Annotated in this window: 13 protein-coding genes, 1 tRNA gene and 1 pseudogene; 12 read left to right on the forward strand and 3 right to left on the reverse strand. The window is 30.1% G+C overall.

Annotation, left to right across the window (positions count from 1 at the left end; genetic code table 11):
* Positions 1-107 precede the first annotated feature (107 nt).
* A tRNA-Leu gene (locus tag CAMP5082_RS03470) sits at positions 108-194 on the reverse strand.
* A 157-nt stretch (positions 195-351) separates the two neighbouring features.
* Between CAMP5082_RS03470 and flgL the strand changes: the two genes are divergently transcribed.
* Both flgL and CAMP5082_RS03480 read left to right on the forward strand, forming a co-directional pair.
* Positions 352-2,574, forward strand: a complete 2,223-nt coding sequence (gene flgL, locus CAMP5082_RS03475; protein WP_337205916.1) for a flagellar hook-associated protein FlgL — start codon at positions 352-354, stop codon at positions 2,572-2,574.
* Positions 2,575-3,527: 953 nt separating this feature from the next.
* Positions 3,528-5,456 (forward strand): annotated as a pseudogene (locus CAMP5082_RS03480) (DNA translocase FtsK); the annotation flags it as partial.
* Here the strand turns inward: CAMP5082_RS03480 and mltG are convergent.
* Positions 5,457-6,410: an endolytic transglycosylase MltG gene (mltG, locus tag CAMP5082_RS03485; protein WP_337205917.1), complete on the reverse strand. Its 954-nt coding sequence runs from the start codon at positions 6,408-6,410 to the stop codon at positions 5,457-5,459. It lies immediately after the preceding pseudogene.
* Between mltG and CAMP5082_RS03490 the strand changes: the two genes are divergently transcribed.
* From CAMP5082_RS03490 to CAMP5082_RS03535, 10 genes are all read left to right on the forward strand, one after another.
* Positions 6,397-8,898 (forward strand): YhdP family protein, encoded by a 2,502-nt coding sequence (locus CAMP5082_RS03490; protein ID WP_337205918.1) that lies wholly within the window; start codon positions 6,397-6,399, stop codon positions 8,896-8,898. The genes mltG and CAMP5082_RS03490 overlap by 14 nt on opposite strands.
* Before the next feature lie 18 nt (positions 8,899-8,916).
* Positions 8,917-9,813, forward strand: coding sequence for a malate dehydrogenase (locus CAMP5082_RS03495; protein WP_337205919.1), 897 nt, complete (start codon positions 8,917-8,919; stop codon positions 9,811-9,813).
* Positions 9,814-9,984: 171 nt separating this feature from the next.
* Positions 9,985-10,299, forward strand: a complete 315-nt coding sequence (locus CAMP5082_RS03500; protein WP_039668439.1) for a 2-oxoglutarate:acceptor oxidoreductase, delta subunit — start codon at positions 9,985-9,987, stop codon at positions 10,297-10,299.
* A gap of 8 nt (positions 10,300-10,307) precedes the next feature.
* Complete coding sequence (locus CAMP5082_RS03505) at positions 10,308-11,432, forward strand: 2-oxoglutarate synthase subunit alpha (RefSeq protein WP_337205920.1); 1,125 nt, start codon at positions 10,308-10,310, stop codon at positions 11,430-11,432.
* 1 nt (position 11,433) lies between these two features.
* Positions 11,434-12,279, forward strand: a complete 846-nt coding sequence (locus tag CAMP5082_RS03510; protein WP_337205921.1) for a 2-oxoglutarate ferredoxin oxidoreductase subunit beta — start codon at positions 11,434-11,436, stop codon at positions 12,277-12,279.
* Positions 12,276-12,833: a 2-oxoacid:acceptor oxidoreductase family protein gene (locus tag CAMP5082_RS03515; RefSeq protein WP_337205922.1), complete on the forward strand. Its 558-nt coding sequence runs from the start codon at positions 12,276-12,278 to the stop codon at positions 12,831-12,833. Before CAMP5082_RS03510 ends, CAMP5082_RS03515 begins: the two co-directional genes overlap by 4 nt.
* An 83-nt stretch (positions 12,834-12,916) precedes the next feature.
* Positions 12,917-14,626 (forward strand): acetolactate synthase large subunit, encoded by a 1,710-nt coding sequence (locus CAMP5082_RS03520; RefSeq protein ID WP_337205923.1) that lies wholly within the window; start codon positions 12,917-12,919, stop codon positions 14,624-14,626.
* Positions 14,623-15,090 carry an acetolactate synthase small subunit gene (gene ilvN / locus CAMP5082_RS03525; RefSeq protein WP_039628356.1) on the forward strand — a complete coding sequence of 156 codons (468 nt, stop codon included), beginning with the start codon at positions 14,623-14,625 and terminating at the stop codon, positions 15,088-15,090. The genes CAMP5082_RS03520 and ilvN overlap by 4 nt, the downstream gene beginning before the upstream one ends.
* Entirely contained in the window at positions 15,087-16,046 is a 960-nt protein-coding gene (gene lpxD / locus CAMP5082_RS03530; protein WP_039628355.1) for a UDP-3-O-(3-hydroxymyristoyl)glucosamine N-acyltransferase, read from the forward strand. The genes ilvN and lpxD overlap by 4 nt, the downstream gene beginning before the upstream one ends.
* Positions 16,039-16,263 (forward strand): hypothetical protein, encoded by a 225-nt coding sequence (locus CAMP5082_RS03535; RefSeq protein ID WP_039618362.1) that lies wholly within the window; start codon positions 16,039-16,041, stop codon positions 16,261-16,263. The genes lpxD and CAMP5082_RS03535 overlap by 8 nt, the downstream gene beginning before the upstream one ends.
* A 1-nt stretch (position 16,264) precedes the next feature.
* On the opposite strand, the gene ccsA is transcribed toward CAMP5082_RS03535, so the two are convergent.
* On the reverse strand, positions 16,265-18,964 hold the full coding sequence (ccsA, locus tag CAMP5082_RS03540) for a cytochrome c biogenesis protein (RefSeq protein ID WP_337205924.1): 2,700 nt from the start codon (positions 18,962-18,964) through the stop codon (positions 16,265-16,267).
* Positions 18,965-18,966: the final 2 nt, after the last annotated feature.

Raw genomic sequence — 18,966 nt, forward strand, 5'->3', positions numbered from 1 at the left:
AGTAAATGATAGACTTAGCAGGTGTGGTTTGTTTAATTAAAATAAAAACTCTTTTTTAATATTTTGAATACAATTTGCCAAAAAAACACTTGGGAGTAAAAAACAAATGGTGCCCGAGGTCGGACTCGAACCGACACAAGGTTGCCCTTACCAGATTTTGAGTCTGGCGCGTCTACCAGTTTCACCACTCGGGCTTTTTTAAGATTTTAGATTAAAAATATAGAATGTAAAATTATACTAAAAAAAAATTAAAGCAATATAAAAATATTTATATAGTAAATTAAAATATCTTTAAAATTGGAACTTTTTTTGCTTGTAAATAATTAAAAAATTTATTTGCGGAGCAAGATAATGAGAATTAGTAACCAGTATACTTACTACACTTCTATACAAAACTACACGGGTGGTCAGTCTTTACTTAATAAATATAATTTGCAATTACAAACAGGTCAACTTATACAGCACTCTTGGGAAAATGCCAATACTTATATTAATGGTTCAAGATTAGAATATGAACTAGCTAATATAGGTCAGGTAATTGAAGGAACTCAATCAGCTATGGAATTAGCAAAAAACACAGATACGGCTTTAAAAAATATCACCGAACTTTTGGAAAAATTTAAAACACTCTTAACAAAAGCTGCAAGCGATGGTAACTCTCAAGAATCAAGAGAAGCTATAGCAAAAGAACTTAAACTTGTGAGAGATTCTATTGTAAATATTGCCAACACTAGCATTAATGGGCAGTATTTGTTTGCAGGATCAAATAGTGCTAATATGCCTTTTGATAAATATGGAAACTATACTGGCAACAAAGATAACATTTTTGTAGTTAGTGGTGCTGGCACGCAAATTCCTTATAATATACCTGGTTGGGATTTATTTTTTAAACCTGATTCAAATATAAATAAAATCATTTCAACAAATGTTTCTTTCACTGATGCTCGTTATCCAGATAAAAAAGAATATTTAACAGGAGAGTCTAAATTTTCGTATTTAATAGGCCAAAATTATGTTCAAAATGGCAAACTTGATCCTGATAAAAATTTCGAAGATGGCTATGATGAGAAACTTCCTTTTCCACACTCATCAATGTATATTCAAGGCGTTAGACCTGATGGAACAAGTTTTAAAGCTACTTTGGATATAGATCCTGATGCTAAAATTGAAGATGTTTTAGAAAATATTGGAAAGCTATATGGCAATACAGAGGGAAATGAGGTTGTTAAGGTCGCATTGAATGATAGTGGCCAAATAGAAATAAAGAGTTTAAAAGAGGGAAGTAGTTCTTTAGATTTTCATGCAGTTGCTATGACACCACAACTTCAAGACGCAGAACAAATTAAAGATTTAAGTGATGCTGCTAAAGCTGAAGGTATCAGCATGGAGGATGTAACTAATCGTATTATGCAAGCAGCACATAATGGAGATTTAAATAATACTAAAAGTCCAGTAACAGTGGAAGTGGGAGGTAAGCAATTTACTGTCGATATTTACAAAACAGACTTTATAAAAAGCAATATCAATGGTAATAAAACTAATGGAGCTGATTTTGATGTGCCTTTTGAAAAAGATGGCAATACTGTTTTTGGAAATGTTTCTCAAGTGATTAAAGGCACTAGTGAGTATGCTACTGATAGTACAAAATTAAGTGAAGTCGTTGCAAATGCTAATGGTAGTATGGTTGGCCAACAACTTCAAATGGAAATCACTTCTAGAAGCGGTCAAAAATATAACGTAACTATTGATTTAGAAAATTCTACTGTAAGTTATCCTGATCCAAATAATCCGGGTCAAACTATAAGTTTTCCTATTACTCATTCTCAATATAATGAAGCAACAGGAGCTTCAGTGGGTATGCAAACAAGACCTGAAGATATTACTTATGGTCAGTTAAATGATATTATAGGTATGTTTGCAAGCGATAATGTTCCTACAGCAACTATTAATGCAAATCCAAACGGAACTATTAATAATAATGATTTTCAAACTATCCAACAAGACATAGCTGATTCCAAGGGTTTTGTTGAAGTTAGTATGGACTATAAAGGTCGTATAAGTATTACTGATAAGTTTTCAACTAATACTAATATAGGTCTTACCATTAAAGATTCAAATTCAAATAGCGGCTTTCCCCCAGCAGGAGAAGTAAGCAATGGTTCAGGTTTTGTATTTAGTGCAAATAATTCTTTAACTATCGATGATCCAAATATTGATTTGATTAAAGATTTGGACGAGATGATAGATGCGGTTTTAAACGGTAGCATGAGGGCTGATTCAGAAGGAAGTGATCCTAGAAATACAGGTTTACAAGGCGCATTAGAAAGGATTGATCATTTACAAGATCATGTTAGAAAAATGCAAACAACCATAGGAGCTTATACTAACAATATAGAAGAAACAAATAAAAGAATGACTTTTTTAAATGTTAATGTTGCTTCTATAAAAAGTGGTGTGACTGATGCTGATTATGGGCAAACATATATGATGTTTATGCAAACTATGGTTTCTTATCAAGCTATGCTTTCCGCTACTTCTAAAATTTCTCAAATGAGTTTATTAAACTACTTATAATTTTTGATATAATAGCTTTTTTCTTTATAAAAGGATGTGTTATAAAAAAAGAAGCTATTTTTATTATTTTTAATATTTTAATTTTTTATTTTTGTCTAAGTGCTTTGATACCCGATCAAGCCTTGGTAAGTATTATAGGGTATTCTTTAGCAAAACTTAGTTATTTTTTATTTGGATCATTGACTAAATTTTACCCTTTTGTCTTTTTTTGGTTTAATTATCTTTTATATAAAAATGATTATAACTTTGAACTTATTGAGCGTAGATTTAGTGTAGCTATCTTTACTTGCATTTTTGCTTCGCTTGTTTTTGCCTCAGCATTTTTACAAGATAAAGGTTATATAGCTTCTGCTATGTTTGTGATTTTAGATGGACTTTTTGGAAAAATAGGAAGTTTAATCTTAGTGATTTTGCTTTTAGCTTTTGCTTTTAGTATTTCTTTTCCGCATATTATCAAAGAAGTATTTAAAATAGAGCTTGATTTTGATTTTTATTTAAAACTTGAAACTTTAATTAAAAATAAAATTTTTGGATTTTTTGGTGGTGATAAATACGAAAATGAAACCAAAGAAGAACAAGAAAAACTTAAGCAAGAGCTTTTAATCAAAGAAAAAAAAGAAGAACTCATTGAGAAAGAAGAGTTGCCAAAACAAGAGGTTCAAGAAAGTAAAAAATTCAATCTTGAAGATTTAAAAAATCAAGAATTAGAAGAAGTGATAATTAGCGAAGAGGATAAAAAGTTAAGCTCAAGCTATATTCATGAGCTTTCAGAGCCTATCGCAAGTTTTGCTCAAAAAGCTAGTCAAATAAATATAAAGGAAGATGAAATGACCCCTGAAGAGTATTTGTCAAAATATAAAAACAATAGTGAAGATATTTATACTCAAACCTTAAAAAGTAAAAATTTAGATGAGCCAAGTTATAAAAGACGTAATATGGACTTAAATGAAAACAAAGAAGAAGTGATAGAAGAAAATTCTTTATTTGCCAAAGAGCTTAAAGAGCGTGAGCAAATGCTACAAAAAGCTAAATTGCTAGAAGAGTATAAAGCTTTACAAAAAGAAAAAATTTTAGAAGAACTTAATGAGGATTTTAAAAAAATTGAAGAATTAAACGCTATAGAAGCGCAAAAAGAAGCTGAGTTTAAAAAAATTCAAAACAAAACTAGCTTTTTAGGGGTAAAAGATTTTAAAGATGAGGATTTTATCCCGCAAAATGAAGTAAAAGAACTTGATTTTAGTGAAGATGATTTTGCTAAGCCTGTTAGTATAGAAGAGCTAAGAGGTAAAAGAAACTATGAAAGTCCTTTTATGGTAGAAGAAGTACAAATTGAAGTTAAAGAAGAAAAAGTTCCATTTGAGATTACCCAAGAGCCTATAGTAGAAGCAGTAGAAAACAAAACACACCATTCTATCGCTAATGAAGTGAGTGAAAATAAAGCTTTATTAAAAGATCTTGACTTTGGAAATTTTGAAAAACCAAAAGATTTTTCTTTGCCACCTTTAGATTTTTTAACTATGCCAAAAGAAGGCAAAAGCGAGATAAATGAAGAAGAAATCGATAGAAAAATTTATGATTTATTGGAAAAATTAAGACGCTTTAAAATAGGTGGCGATGTAGTTAGAACTTACACAGGTCCTGTTGTAACTACTTTTGAATTTCGTCCAGCGGCAGATGTTAAAGTAAGTAAAATTTTATCTTTACAAGATGATTTAGCTATGGCTTTAAAAGCTCAAACTATAAGAATTCAAGCTCCAATTCCAGGTAAGGATGTAGTGGGAATTGAAGTTCCAAATGAAAAAATCGATACGATTTACTTAAGAGAAATTTTAGAAAGTGAGGTATTTAAAAATTCTAGCTCACCTTTAACTATAGCTTTAGGTAAAGATATAGTAGGCGATCCTTTCATCACAGATCTTAAAAAGCTTCCTCATCTTTTAATAGCAGGAACTACAGGAAGTGGTAAAAGTGTGGGAATTAACTCTATGCTTTTATCTTTGCTTTATAGAAATTCGCCAAAAACACTAAGATTAATGATGATAGATCCTAAAATGCTTGAATTTAGTATTTATAATGATATACCACATTTACTTACACCGGTAATTACTGATCCTAAAAAGGCGGTAAATGCTTTATCGAATATGGTAGCTGAAATGGAACGCAGGTATCGTTTGATGGCTGAAGCAAAAACTAAAAATATAGAAAATTACAATGAAAAAATCAAAGAGCAAGGTGGTGAAATCTTACCATTTATTGTAGTGATTATTGATGAGTTGGCTGATTTAATGATGACTGCGGGTAAGGATGTAGAGTTTTATATAGGTCGTTTAGCGCAAATGGCGAGAGCAAGTGGAATTCACTTAATCGTAGCTACACAGCGCCCTTCAGTAGATGTTGTTACCGGGGTTGTAAAAGCAAATTTACCAAGTAGAATTTCTTATAAAGTAGGGCAAAAGATAGACTCTAAGGTTATTTTAGATTCCATGGGGGCTGAAAGTTTGTTAGGGCGTGGAGATTGCTTATTTACTCCTCCTGGTATGAGTGGTTTAGTGCGTTTGCACGCACCTTTTGCAAGCGAAAATGAAATTGAAAATATAGTAGAGTTTTTAAAAGCTCAACAAGTAGTAGAATATGATGAGAGTTTTTTAAAAGATGATAGCCAAGATGGAGCTTATAAAAGAAGTGAATTTGATGATGGGGATTTAGATGAACTTTATGAAGAAGCAAAGGCTGTAATCTTAGAAGATAGAAAAACTAGTATTTCTTATTTGCAAAGACGTTTGAAAATAGGCTATAACCGCGCAGCAAATATCATAGAACAACTTTCACAAACAGGTGTTTTAAGCGAACCTGATGCAAAAGGCCAAAGAGAAATTTTATAATCAATTTCTTATTGCCTTGTTATGATCTTTTAAAGTAGAGGTAAAAATATGCTTATTGGTTTTTTTATCTCTTACAAAGTATAAATATTCTGTTTTAGCAGGAAAAATAGCTGCCTTAACAGCTTCAAATGAAACATTACATACAGCTTCTTTTGGTATGCCATTAAATTTATAAGTATTGTAAGAACTATTATCTGATCTTATTCTTTGTGGAGTGATTTTTTCATGAGAGTATTTTCCATAATTTAATGTCCCATCCATTTGAAGCTTCATACCTTTTCTTAAACGATTTCTAATCACAGATGAAACTATAGGCATTTCTTCATTGCTCGCTGCTTCTTTTTGTATAATGGACGCTATAATGATATACTCATGCCATTTTTTTTCATTATATTCTCTAAAAATTTTATAAGAAAGTTTTTTAAATTCATTTGTAGAATAAGCTAAAAGATATTTTACCAAAAGCTCTTCTGTGATACCTTTTGGAATTTTATAAGTTTCAGGAAAAAGCATACCTTCTTTAAAAGGACTTTGTTTGTAAAATTCCTGCATTAAAGTCTTGGCATTTAAATTTAATTTTTGTGCTAGTTCTTCAAAGAAAATTTCAGTCGTTTCTCCAGGAATTAAAGTAATAGTTTCAAGCGCTGCTTTAGCAACGGTAAGCTTATGTAAAAATTCAACTCTATTTAGTTCTTTTGTGCCTATATTTATCCAGCCAGATTGCGGATGGCCCAAAAAATATAAAGTATATTTATCAATACTGCTCATTTTATAGTTATTTTTATCTAATTGCGTTATAATCTTGCTAACAGAACCTTGTGGTATAAAAACTACAGAGTTTGTTTTTATAGGTAAAAGTAGATAATAAAAAATGGATAAAAGAAAAATTAAAATCAAATCACAACATATTAAAAAAATTCTTAAATTTTTAGCATTACCTATGATACTTTTCATTGCTTTGTTTATTTACCTCAAAAATGGAATTTACATAGAAAAATTAGAATTTTCTTCTATTAATTTGGAGAAATTATATATTAAATTAGATAAAAAACTCATTTTAAATGCTAAAAAAGTCGTAGTAAATTCTCAAAGTCAAAGTACTCAAAATGAAACTAGCGCAAGTAAAGCTGTGCAGCTTATCAAAGATGTAAAATATATTTATTGGTTTTTTCAAGAAATCAATATTGATGAAATGTTTGTCAATAACTATCCTGTGGAGTTAATTTATAAAAATAATTTATTTTTTGTAAACAGTAAAAATCTTTTAGTAAAAGTGAATTTAAAAATTAGTGATAAAAATATACAAGCTAATATTGATAATTTTCTTTTAAAAGATCACAATCTTAGCATAATTGGCTCCTTGCTTATTAATCCTAAGACAAAATTTTATACTTTTAAAGGTAAAATCGATAGTGATTTTTTAAAAAGTGATGTTAAATTTTCACTCAAAAGAGAAGAGATTGCTTATGAATTAGAAAATATCAGTTCAAATAATATTTCGCAAATTTTTGATATTTTAGTAGAAAATGGAGTGCATTTGCCTTCTAATCTTGCTCTTTGGGTGGGTGGTAAGGTAAAGGCTGATTTTTATTTTATAGAAAAATTAAGCGGTTTTGCAGACTTTGGAAAGCATAGATATTATTTAAATGATATCAACGCTAAAGGTTATGTAAATAATTTAAAAGTAGTTTTAGATAAAGGAATAGATCCTATCGTAAGTCCTTTTGTAAGACTTGAATTTGCAAAACAAAGACTTGATTTTATTTACGATGAATTGCGTTTTAATAATTATGATTTAGCTCAAAGTCAAATTTACATAGATAATATGCTAAATGAAAAAGCAGGAATTTATATACGCATTAAAAGTGATAATACTAGAGCTGATTATAGGGTTAATAAAATTTTGCTTTTATACGATATAAAATTACCATTTTTACAAAATAATGGTATCACAAAGACTGATTTAACACTGAAAATTCCTTTTGATCATCCTGAGAAAACTACTTATAATGGTAGTTTTAATATTATTAATTCAAATATAAATATAAGTGATTTTAAGATAGCTCAAGCAAATCTTACTTTAAAAAAAGATAAGCTAGATATACAAAATGCAAGTGTGCAAAGTAGTATGATTAACGGTGATTTTAATGCAAGTGTTAATTTAAAACAGAAAAAAGGTGATTTTAAAACCTTTATAACAAATTTAGAATTACCACAAGAGAGCTTAAAAATGGAAAATAAAATTCTTGATTTAAGCCTTGATTTTGACAAAAATATTAGTTTATATAATAAAGAATTTACTACAACTTTAAATTTTGATAAAGGTATGTCTGTTTTTGTTGAAAAACTTGCAAAATATAAAAATTATTCTAAATTAATGCAAAAAAATAAAGTGCATGATGGGGAATTATCTTTAAACACTTTAAATTTCCAAGATTTTAATGTAGATATTAATAATACTACTTTTGAATCATTTTTACTCTATAAAGATAACAATCCTTATGAATATGATAGTTTTAGTATAAAAATAAAAGGTGATGATTTTAATTTAACTAGTGCAAGCGGTAGTGTTTTTGCACAAAAAGATAATGATGATGTGAATATTACTTTAAATAATATTAATTTGTTAATTTCTCAGCAAGATACGGAAAATACTTTAGATACCCTTGAAAATTCAACTTATAATATTAGTGGGAAAAATATAGATTTAATTTTGAAAGATTTTAATAAAACCTTAGATTTTGATCAATTTGACGCTAAAATTAAAAAAGATTATGTGAAAGCTTGGGCAAATAGAAATGAATCTAAATTTGATTTTTTGCTTAAAGAAAATCAAATGCAAATTAGAGCTTTAAAAATGGATGATGATTTTTTAAACACTTTTATGCGTCAAAATGTTTTTGAAAAAGGTGAGTTTAATCTTTATATAGATGGCAATAGTACTGATTTTTTCAAAGGTAAGTTTTTGTTTAAAGATACTTATTTAAAAGATTTGAAATTTCATCAACAGCTTTTAAGTTTTATTGATACCATACCTAGTTTAATTTTATTTAAGGCGCCTACCTTTAATGAAAAAGGCTTTAGTGTTGAAAATGCTGGTATAAGTTTTAATCGTAAAAAAGATCTTTTTGAGATAGACGCACTTAATTTTAATGGCGATAGTGCAGATGTGCTAGGTCAAGTTAAAATCAACTTAAGAAATAATCAAGTGGACGGTTTGTTAGAGCTTAGAACGTTAAAATCAGCCAGTTCGGTTATTTCTAAAGTTCCTATCATTAATCAAATTATATTAGGCAAAGATAGACAAATTAGTACGCAAATTAAATTAAGCGGAACAATAGAAAACCCTGAGTTTAAAACTCAACTTATTGCGCAAAGCTTGCAACTTCCTTATCATTTAATTAAAAATATTTTTGAATTGCCGGTTAATTTAGTGAAATAAATACAAAAAGGAGTAAAAATGAAAATCACCATCATAGGTGCAGGAAATGTTGGTGTAAGTACTGCTTATGCTTTGATTTTAAGAGAGTTGGTTGATGAGCTTGTTTTGATTGATATTAATAAAGATTTGCTTTTTGCTAGAGAATTGGAATTAAGTCAGAGCATAGCTGCTTTTAATTTTGATATTAAAATAACTTGCACGGATGATTATGCGCACTCAAAAGATTCTCAAGTGGTTGTTTTTAGTGCGGGAGTAGCTAGAAAAGAAGGTCAAAGTAGGGATGAGCTTTTTGCTATTAATGCTAAAATTATGCTTGAGTGTGCCAATAATATTAAAAAATTTAACAACGATCCTTTGTTTATCATAGTAAGTAATCCTGTAGATTTTCTACTGGATACTCTTTATGAAAGTAAATTATTCTCATCAAAGAAAATCATTGCTATGGCAGGCGTTTTGGATAATGCTAGATTTAAATATGAAGTGGGTAAAAAACTAAATATAAAAACTTCTTATATAGATACTAAGCTTATAGGTTTTCACAATGATAGCATGGTTTTAGTAAAATCTCAAAGTAAAGTTCAAAACAAAGCATTAAATGAGGTTTTAAATGAATATGATCTTGCTCAAATAGAACAAGAAGTTAAAACCGGTGGTGCTAAAATTATTAAATATTTAAAAACTTCAGCATATTTAGCCCCTGCAAGTGCTTGTGTGAGGATGATAGAGGCTTTAAAAAGTGGAGAATTTTTACCAATATGTGTAATTTTAGATGGAGAATACGGCATAAAAGAAAAAGCTTTTGGTGCTATGGCAAGGATAAGTCTTGATGGGGTGCTTGAAATTTTGGAGTTAAAATTAGACAATCAAGAACAAATTGCATTAGAAAATTCTCTCATTCAGTATAATTATAAATAATTTTTAGGAGTTTTTTATTCCTAATGTTACTTTGCGTTATAAATACCTATTTGTTTTACTTTATATTTTAAATAATATTTACTCATGCTATAAATTCGCTATAATAAAAAGTTTGTTTTAAAAATAACTTTTGATAAAAAATCATTAAAAATAACAAAAAATTAGAAAGGAATTTTAATGGTAGCCCCAGAAAATACACCGGTTTGGGTTGATGAAGCAAGATGTAAAGCTTGTAATATCTGTGTTAGCTATTGTCCAGCTGGAGTTTTAGCAATGAGAGATGAAATCAGTGCAGTTTTAGGACAGATGATAGAAGTGGTTCATCCTGATTCTTGTATAGGCTGTAGTGAATGTGAAAGTCACTGCCCTGATTTTGCAATTTTTGTTGCCAAAAGAGATGAGTTTAAATTTGCAAAGCTTACGCCAGAAGCCAAAGAAAGAGCACAAGCTGTTAAAGAAAATAAATATAAAAAATTAAACGCATAGGAAAAATAATGAGAGAAGTAATATCAACAGGTAATGTTTTAGTAGCAAAAGCTGCGATTGATTGTGGCTGTAAATTTTTTGGTGGTTATCCAATTACCCCAAGTTCTGAAATAGCACATGAATTAAGCCATATGCTACCAAAAAATGATGGTACTTTTATACAAATGGAAGATGAAATTTCAGGTATTAGTGTGGCTTTGGGTGCTTCTATGAGTGGTGTTAAGTCTATGACAGCAAGTAGCGGACCTGGAATTTCTTTAAAAGCTGAGCAAATTGGTTTGGGTTTTATAGCTGAAATTCCACTAGTAATTGTAAATGTTATGAGAGGTGGTCCATCCACTGGTCTTCCAACAAGAGTTGCACAAGGAGATTTGTTTCAAGCAAAAGCTCCAACACATGGAGATTATGCAAGTATAGCTTTAGCTCCTGCTTCATTAGAGGAAGCTTACACTGAAACTATTAGAGCTTTTAATTTAGCTGAAAAATACATGACTCCGGTATTTTTGCTTTTAGATGAAACCATAGGACATATGAATGGTAAGGCTAAATTACCTGATTTAGAAGAATTAGAAATTATTAACCGTAAAAAATTTACAGGAGATAAAAAAGATTATAAACCTTATGCGGCAGGGGAAAATGAAGCTGCTACACTAAATCCTTTCTTTGAAGGTTATCGTTATCATATCACAGGACTTCATCATGGAGATATAGGTTTTCCAACTGAAGATGGAGTGATAGTAGATAAAAATATGAAAAGATTGTTTGGTAAGATTAAAAATAATACCGATGAAATTTGCACTTATGAAGAGTTTATGTGTGATGATGCGCAGTTTTTAATCATTGCTTATGGAAGCGTTGCAAGATCTGCTAAAGAAGCTATTTTAAGACTTAGAGAAGAGGGTGTAAAAGTAGGGCTTTTTAGACCTATCACGCTTTATCCAGTAGCTGAGAAAAAAATAGCTCAAGTGGTATCTAAATTTGAAAAAGTTATGGTTAGCGAGCTTAATATGGGGCAATATTTAGAAGAAATTCAAAGAGTAAGCAAAAGAGATGATTTTATTAGCTTACACCGTGCAAATGGTCGCCCTATAACCCCAAGTGAAATTATTGCTAAAGTAAAGGAGAATATGTAAAATGGCTTTTAATTACGATGAATATTTAAGAGTGGATAAACTTCCAACACAATGGTGCTGGGGTTGTGGGGATGGAGTTGTTTTAAAAGCTATTATTAGGGCTATTCAAAAACTTGGTTGGAATATGGATGATGTTTGCTTAGTTTCTGGTATAGGTTGTAGTGGTAGAATGAGTTCTTATGTAAATTGTAATACAGTGCATACTACCCATGGTAGAGCTATTGCTTATGCAACAGGGATTAAACTGGCAAATCCTAAAAAACATGTAATCGTAGTAAGTGGGGATGGTGATACTTTAGCAATTGGTGGAAATCACACTATCCATGGATGTAGAAGAAATATAGATTTAACTCATATTTTAATTAATAATTTTATTTATGGTCTTACAAACTCACAAACTTCACCAACTACTCCACAAGGCTTTTACACTGTTACTGCTCAAGCAGGTAATATTGATCCAAATTTTGACGCTTGTGAACTTACTAAAGCTGCTGGGGCTTCTTTTGTAGCAAGAACAAATGTTATTGAAGCAAATAAACTTGAAAATATCATTTTTAAAGCCTTATCACACAAAGGTTATAGTTTTGTAGATGTATTTTCAAACTGCCATATTAATCTTGGTAGAAAAAATAAAATGGGTGAAGCTGTAAGTATGCTTGATTGGATTAAAAATCGTTGTGTGGATAAGTCTAAATTTGAACAATTAGATTATAAGCAAAGAGCAGATAAATTCCCTACAGGAATTTTGCATCAAGATGAAAGCAAGACAGAATATTGTGAAGCTTATGAAGAAGTTAGAAGAGCCTTGAAAGAAAAAAGAATGGTTGATTTAGGAGCATTAAAATGAAATATCAATTAAGATTTTGCGGTGAAGGTGGACAAGGGGTTATCACTGCAGGTGAAATTTTAGCTAAAGCTGCCATTAAAGAAGGGCGCAATGCTTTTAAAGCTTCTACTTATACTTCTCAAGTTAGAGGCGGACCAACTAAGGTTGATATTATCATTGATGAAAGTGAAATCTTTTTTCCTTATGCAGTAGAAGGTGAAGTTAGTTTTATGCTTTCAACTGCTGATAAGGGTTATCATGGTTTCAAAGATGGTGTTTGCGATGGTGGAGTTATAGTTGTAGAGCCAAATTTAGTTCATCCAAGCAAAGAAGATTATGCTAGATGGAAAATTTTTGAAATTCCTATTATTACTATAGCTAAAGAAGAAGTAGGTAATGTAGCTACTCAATCAGTTGTTGCTTTAGCTATAGCTGCTTATATGAGCAAATGTATTGATATTGATGCGTTAAAACAAACTATGCTTGACATGGTACCTGCAAAAACTAAAGAAGCAAATGCAAAAGCTTTTGATTTAGGTATAGAATACGCTAAAAAAGCACAAGTAGTTTCTTGATTTTTCAAGAAACTCTCCTTATAAAATAATATTTATTAAATTATCGTTATAATATTTTCCATTTTAAGCAAAAAGGTAAAATAATGAAAGAGCTAAATGGCTCGCAAATGATTTGTGAAGCATTAAAAGAAGAAAATGTTAAAGTAGTTTTTGGTTATCCTGGTGGTGCGGCTTTAAATATATATGATGAAATTTATAAGCAAACTCATTTTAAACACATTCTAGTTAGACACGAGCAAGCAGCCTTACATAGTGCTGATGCTTATGCTAGAATGAGTGGTGAGGTTGGTGTGGCAGTAGTTACAAGTGGACCTGGTTTTACTAATACAGTTACAGGTTTAGCTACTGCTTATAGTGATTCTATACCTTTAGTTTTAATTTCAGCTCAAGTTGCAAATTCTTTAATAGGAACCGATGCTTTTCAAGAAATCGACGCTATAGGTATTTCAAGGCCTTGCGTAAAACATAATTATTTAGTAAAAAATATTGAAGAATTACCTAAAATTTTAAAAGAAGCTTTTTATATTGCAACAACAGGTAGAAAAGGGCCTGTGCATATTGATATACCTAAAGATGTTACTGCAGCTATAGGTAAATGGCATTATCCTAAAGAAATTTCTATGAAAACTTACAAGCCAACCTATAAAGGAAATATTAAGCAAATTAAAAAATTAGTAAGTTTGATTAAAAATGCTCAAAAACCTTTATTTTACCTAGGTGGAGGTTGTGTAGCTTCTAATGCTAGTGATGAATTAAGAGAATTAATTCATTTTTGTCAAATTCCTGCAGTTGAAACCTTGATGGCTTTAGGGACTTTAAGAAGTGATGATGAGCTTAATTTAAAAATGGCAGGTATGCATGGGAGCTATTGTGCAAATATTGCTTTAAGTGAGTGTGATTTGCTCATTGCTGTGGGCGCTAGGTTTGATGATAGGATTACTGGTAAAACAAGTGAGTTTGCTAAGGGTGCAAAAATCGTTCATATTGATATAGATCCAAGCTCTATTTCTAAAATCATCGAAGCGCATTTTCCTATAGTTGGGGATATTAAAAGTGTTATTTTAGATACCTTAGAAGAATTAAAAAAAGAAAGTTTTGATAATACAAAATACCAAGAATGGTTTAAAACTTTACAAAGATATCAGCAGTTATATCCTTTAATCTATGAAGATAGTGATGAAGTTTTAAAACCTCAATGGGTTATAGAAGAATGTGCTAGATTAGCTCCTGATGCAAGGATAATTACTGATGTGGGACAACATCAAATGTGGGTAGCGCAATTTTATCCTTTTAATTATGCAAGACAACTTGCAACAAGCGGTGGGCAAGGAACTATGGGTTATTCTCTACCAGCTGCGCTTGGAGCTAAATTAGCTGTGGGTGAAGAAGTGGTGGTAAATTTCGTAGGCGATGGTTCTTTTTTAATGAATATACAAGAGCTAATGACAGCAAGTGCTTATGGAATTAAAGTGATTAATATCATTTTAAATAATTCTTTTTTAGGCATGGTAAGACAATGGCAAAGTATGTTTTATAAAGAAAGATTTTCTAATACAGATTTAACAAGTCAACCTGATTTTATTACTATTGCTAAAGGTTTTTATTGCGAGGGTTGCAATGTCTCTAACAAAGAAGAATTTCAAAAAGCTTTCAAAGCAGCTTTAGAATCTAAAAAAACTTGTGTTTTAAATATAGCTATAGATCGTTATGAAGATGTATTACCTATGGTGCCTGCAGGTGGAGCTATTTATAATATGATTTTACCTAGTTATAAAAACAAGGATAAAAAATGAAAAGAAGAGTAATTTCTGTCATTGTATTAAATGAGCATGGGGTATTATCACGTGTTGTTGGGCTTTTTTCAGGGCGTGGTTATAATATAGAATCTCTTACAGTTGCACCACTTGATGATAAAGAATTCTCAAGGATAAATATCGTTACTTTAGGCGATGAAAAAGTTTTTGAGCAAATTATTAAACAACTTCATAAACTCATACCTACTTATAAAGTAATTGATTCTAGTGATTTTATAGAAAAAGAAACAGCCTTGGTAAAGATTGCTTTAAATGAAAATTTTGCAGGCTTAGATGCTATATTAAAAGCTTATAATGGCAGTGTGACTTATAGTGATGATGAGTTTATTATAGTAATGGCAAGTGATAATGCAAAAAATATCGATAACTTTTTAAAAACCATGAAAAAGTATAATCCTATTAGTGTAGTTAGAAGTGGTTCTATTTTAATGGAGGTAAAATGAAAATTAGTGAAATTGCTAAATTTTTAGGCATAGAATATTGTGGAGATGATATAGAAATTACAGCTTTAAATTCATTAAATAATGCAAGTTTTACTGAACTTAGTTATTGTGATGGAGAAAAAAACTCTAAAAAAATTGCAAGTAGTGGAGCTGGGGCTATATTAGTCTCCAAAGAATTTGAAAATTTAGTTTCAAAAGATTGCATTAAGCTAGTCGTTGATAATCCACATTTATCTTTTGCGCTTTTAAGTAAGCTTTTTGCCAAACCTTTAATCTCTAGTGAAAAGAAAAATTCTAAAATTGCCAAAAGTGCCAAGATTATGCCAAATGTTTATATAGGCGAAAATGTCCAAATAGCTGATCATGTGGTGATAATGGCAGGTGCTTATATAGGCGATAATGTAAGTATAGGTGAATATACTATAATCCATCCAAATGTTGTGATTTATAATGATACTAAAATAGGTAAAAAATGTCATTTACTGGCAAATTGTGTTATAGGTAGTGATGGTTTTGGTTATGCGCATACAAAAAATGGCGAGCATTATAAGATTTATCATAATGGAAATGTTATTTTAGAAGATTTTGTGGAAGTTGGAGCTTGTACGACTATCGATAGAGCGGTTTTTGAAAGTACTATCATAAAGCAAGGCACAAAGATTGATAATCTTGTTCAAGTAGGGCATAATTGTGAAGTAGGGGAGAATTGTCTTATAGTGGCTCAAAGTGGAATTTCAGGCTCAAGTATTTTAGGTAAAAATGTCACTATGGGTGGACAAAGTGCTACAAGTGGGCATTTAGAAATAGGAGATTTTGCTACCATAGCCGCAAGAGGTGGGGTCACTAAAAATTTAGAAGGTGCTAGGGTTTATGGTGGTTTTCCTATTATGCTTCAAAAAGATTGGTTGAAATTTCAAGCAAAAATTATCACAGCTTTTAGGGATAAACATGAGTAAAAAAGTATTTAAAACTATAGAGTTACATGGTAGCAAAAGTGGAGAAATAAGTCTTTGTAATCTTTCTAATCCTTATGGTATAGGAAGTAATGATGTCTTAAGTATAGGTGTGGCTTTAAAAAAAGAAAATGGAATAGATTGGAAAGTTCATATTCCTTATGAAAATTTAAAAGATCTTATTCTAGCACTTCAAGAAATAGAAAAAAGTAAAGCCTAGTTTAAAAACTAGGCGTATTTAAATCCCGTTTTCTTCCTGCACTTACAATTAAAACAAAATTAAGTACAATCAAAACATATACAAAAGTTGGTATAGGAAAAGCATCGCCATTTGCATAAGAATGAAGCCCAGAAAGGTAAAAATTTACTCCAAAATAAGTCATTAATATACTATAAAAGGCTAAAACGCTAGCACTTGCAAAAACAAAAATAAAATAAGTTTTGAAAATAAATCTTAAGTGTAATACCATGGTATAAACTACAATAGAAATCAAAGCCCAAGTTTCTTTTGGATCCCAACCCCAATATCTTCCCCAGCTTTCATTGGCCCAAACTCCACCTAAAAAATTTCCTATCGTGAGCATTGCAAGTCCTATTATCATAGACATTTCATTAACGCAGTGTAGTTTAGTGATGTTTAAATCTATGTTTTTATTTTTACCTCTTAAGGTAAAAAGAATCAAACTTAAAATCCCTATAATAAAACAAAGCGCTAAAAATCCATAGCTTGCTGTTATAATTGAAACATGAATATTAAGCCAATATGATTTTAAAACAGGTACTAAATTCCCAATTTGAGGATCCATAAAGCCAAGATGAGCTACAAAAAGTGAAATACCTGCTAAAAAGCTCGCACCACATAAGGCTAAGAGTGATTTTCTAAAAAATATCACAGCACTTATCGCACAAGCAAAAGCTATGTAAATCATACTTTCATAAGCATTACTCCAAGGAGCGTGCCCACCTACATACCAACGAATGATTAAAGCTAGTGCATGTATGATTACACATATGCTTAAAATGATGTAAAAAAATCTATATACAAAGGCAGATAAAGAAATATTTTTTAATATAGTATAAAAACTTAAGAAGAAAAATACTAATGCAAAGCTAATATAAACAAAAGTTAGATTATCAAAGATATTATAATGATTAAGCAACATTTCAAGATCTAATCTTTCTTTTGGCGGTAAAACATTGCTTCCATAATGATTTTGAAAGTCTTTTAAAGATTGTAAAATTTCATTTGCATCTTGCCATTGATTATTTTCAATACCATTGCGAACTTGTAAAAAATAGCTAACTAAAAGCATTTGCAAACGTTCTACATCTTCTTTTGCAAAAGGTAAAATTTGTACCGGTGAGTACCATTTTAAACTTTGCTCATTAATATCAGGAAAAATAGTTAAAGCTTGACCACTATAAATATAATATGCATGATTTATTTTTTCATCTAAAGCTAGCAAATCTTTATCAAAGCTAGTTCTTAGTGAGGGCTTTTTGCGATTAGCTTCCTCAACATAATTGCTAAGCTTATATATCCCATTATCAAACACATCATCAAATGCTATGTATTTTTCATTTATATCTGTGCCTATTAATTCTCTTAGCTTGCCTGTTTTTGTAGCTATCATTTTGATTTTTCTAAATTCTTTAGGATAAATCATCATTGCTAGAAAAATTTGATCATAGTGAAGATTTAAAAATTTTTCTTTTTGAGTGATTTTATAAACAAACTCCATTGCCAAAGTATCTAAAGGTTTGATTCTACCATTATGATCTTGCGCAAGTAATCTTGCAAAATTTAAAGAATGTTCATAGGAATTTTTTTGCAAATTTGAGATTAAATTTAAAATTTCATTTTTATTTTCTTGTGCAAAAAGTGGAGTTTGTAAGTTTGCAAAAAGCAAAATAAACAATACAAAACTTTGACCTTTTTTTAAATAAATGCTTAAACGATAAAATCTTGAGTTTTTATCAAATAAAACCCATAAAAATCCTAAAATCAATAAAGTATAACCTATATAAGTAGGGATTTTACCAGGATCTTTATTGACTGAGAGTATAGTGCCTTTCTCGTCTTGATCATAAGAGCTTTGAAAAAATCTATATCCACCATAATCAAGAACATTATTCATAAAAATATCATAATCTAAGTTAATGTTATTTTGCTCATCTATAATTTGAATTTTTGAAGTATAAGAAGATGGACTCATAGAGCCTAAATAACGCTCTAGTATAAAATCTTTTAAGTGTAACGCAAAAGGAAGTTTAATTTCTCTTGGCCCCCAATTGATAGTAAAATCTTTTCTTTGTAGGTTAAAATGCACTGCTTGTTTGTTTGTAAAATTTGGATTTAAGGTTATTTGCGTATTTGCTTTTTGATAAGTAATATTTAATTTTAAGCTAGCAGGTGTGATAGAATCTTTTTGTGGAATATATTTGATAGAACTTATGATTAATTTTTCGCCATTTAAGTCTATAGTTTTTTCAAAATGCTTTTGAGTTAGCGGGGTAAAGCTAATAGGAAATTCAAAACTAGCATTAGTATCAAAATCAGTAATTTTTATAAATTCTTCTCTAGTAACTATGGTGCTAGAGCTTTGATTTTCTCTTATATGCATTCCACCTTCTAAGCCAAAATATCTAGTAAGTCCAGCACCGATTAAAATCACTATAAAAGATAAGTGTAAAAGCAAGATAGAGTATTTTTTCTTTTGAAAAAGCTTATTATAAAATATCACTCCGATTAAATTTAAACCTAGTAATAAATGCAACATATCAAACCAAGCATTATTATAAATTAAAGCTTTAGCCGCGCTAATACCAAAATCATTTTCTATGAAAGTTGCTACAGCACAAGCTATAGCATATATGCTCATTAGTAAAAAACTCATTGCAAAAGAAAAAAAATACTGCATTT

Source organism: Campylobacter sp. LMG 17559 (genome assembly GCF_024723605.1).
Taxonomy (GTDB): domain Bacteria; phylum Campylobacterota; class Campylobacteria; order Campylobacterales; family Campylobacteraceae; genus Campylobacter_D.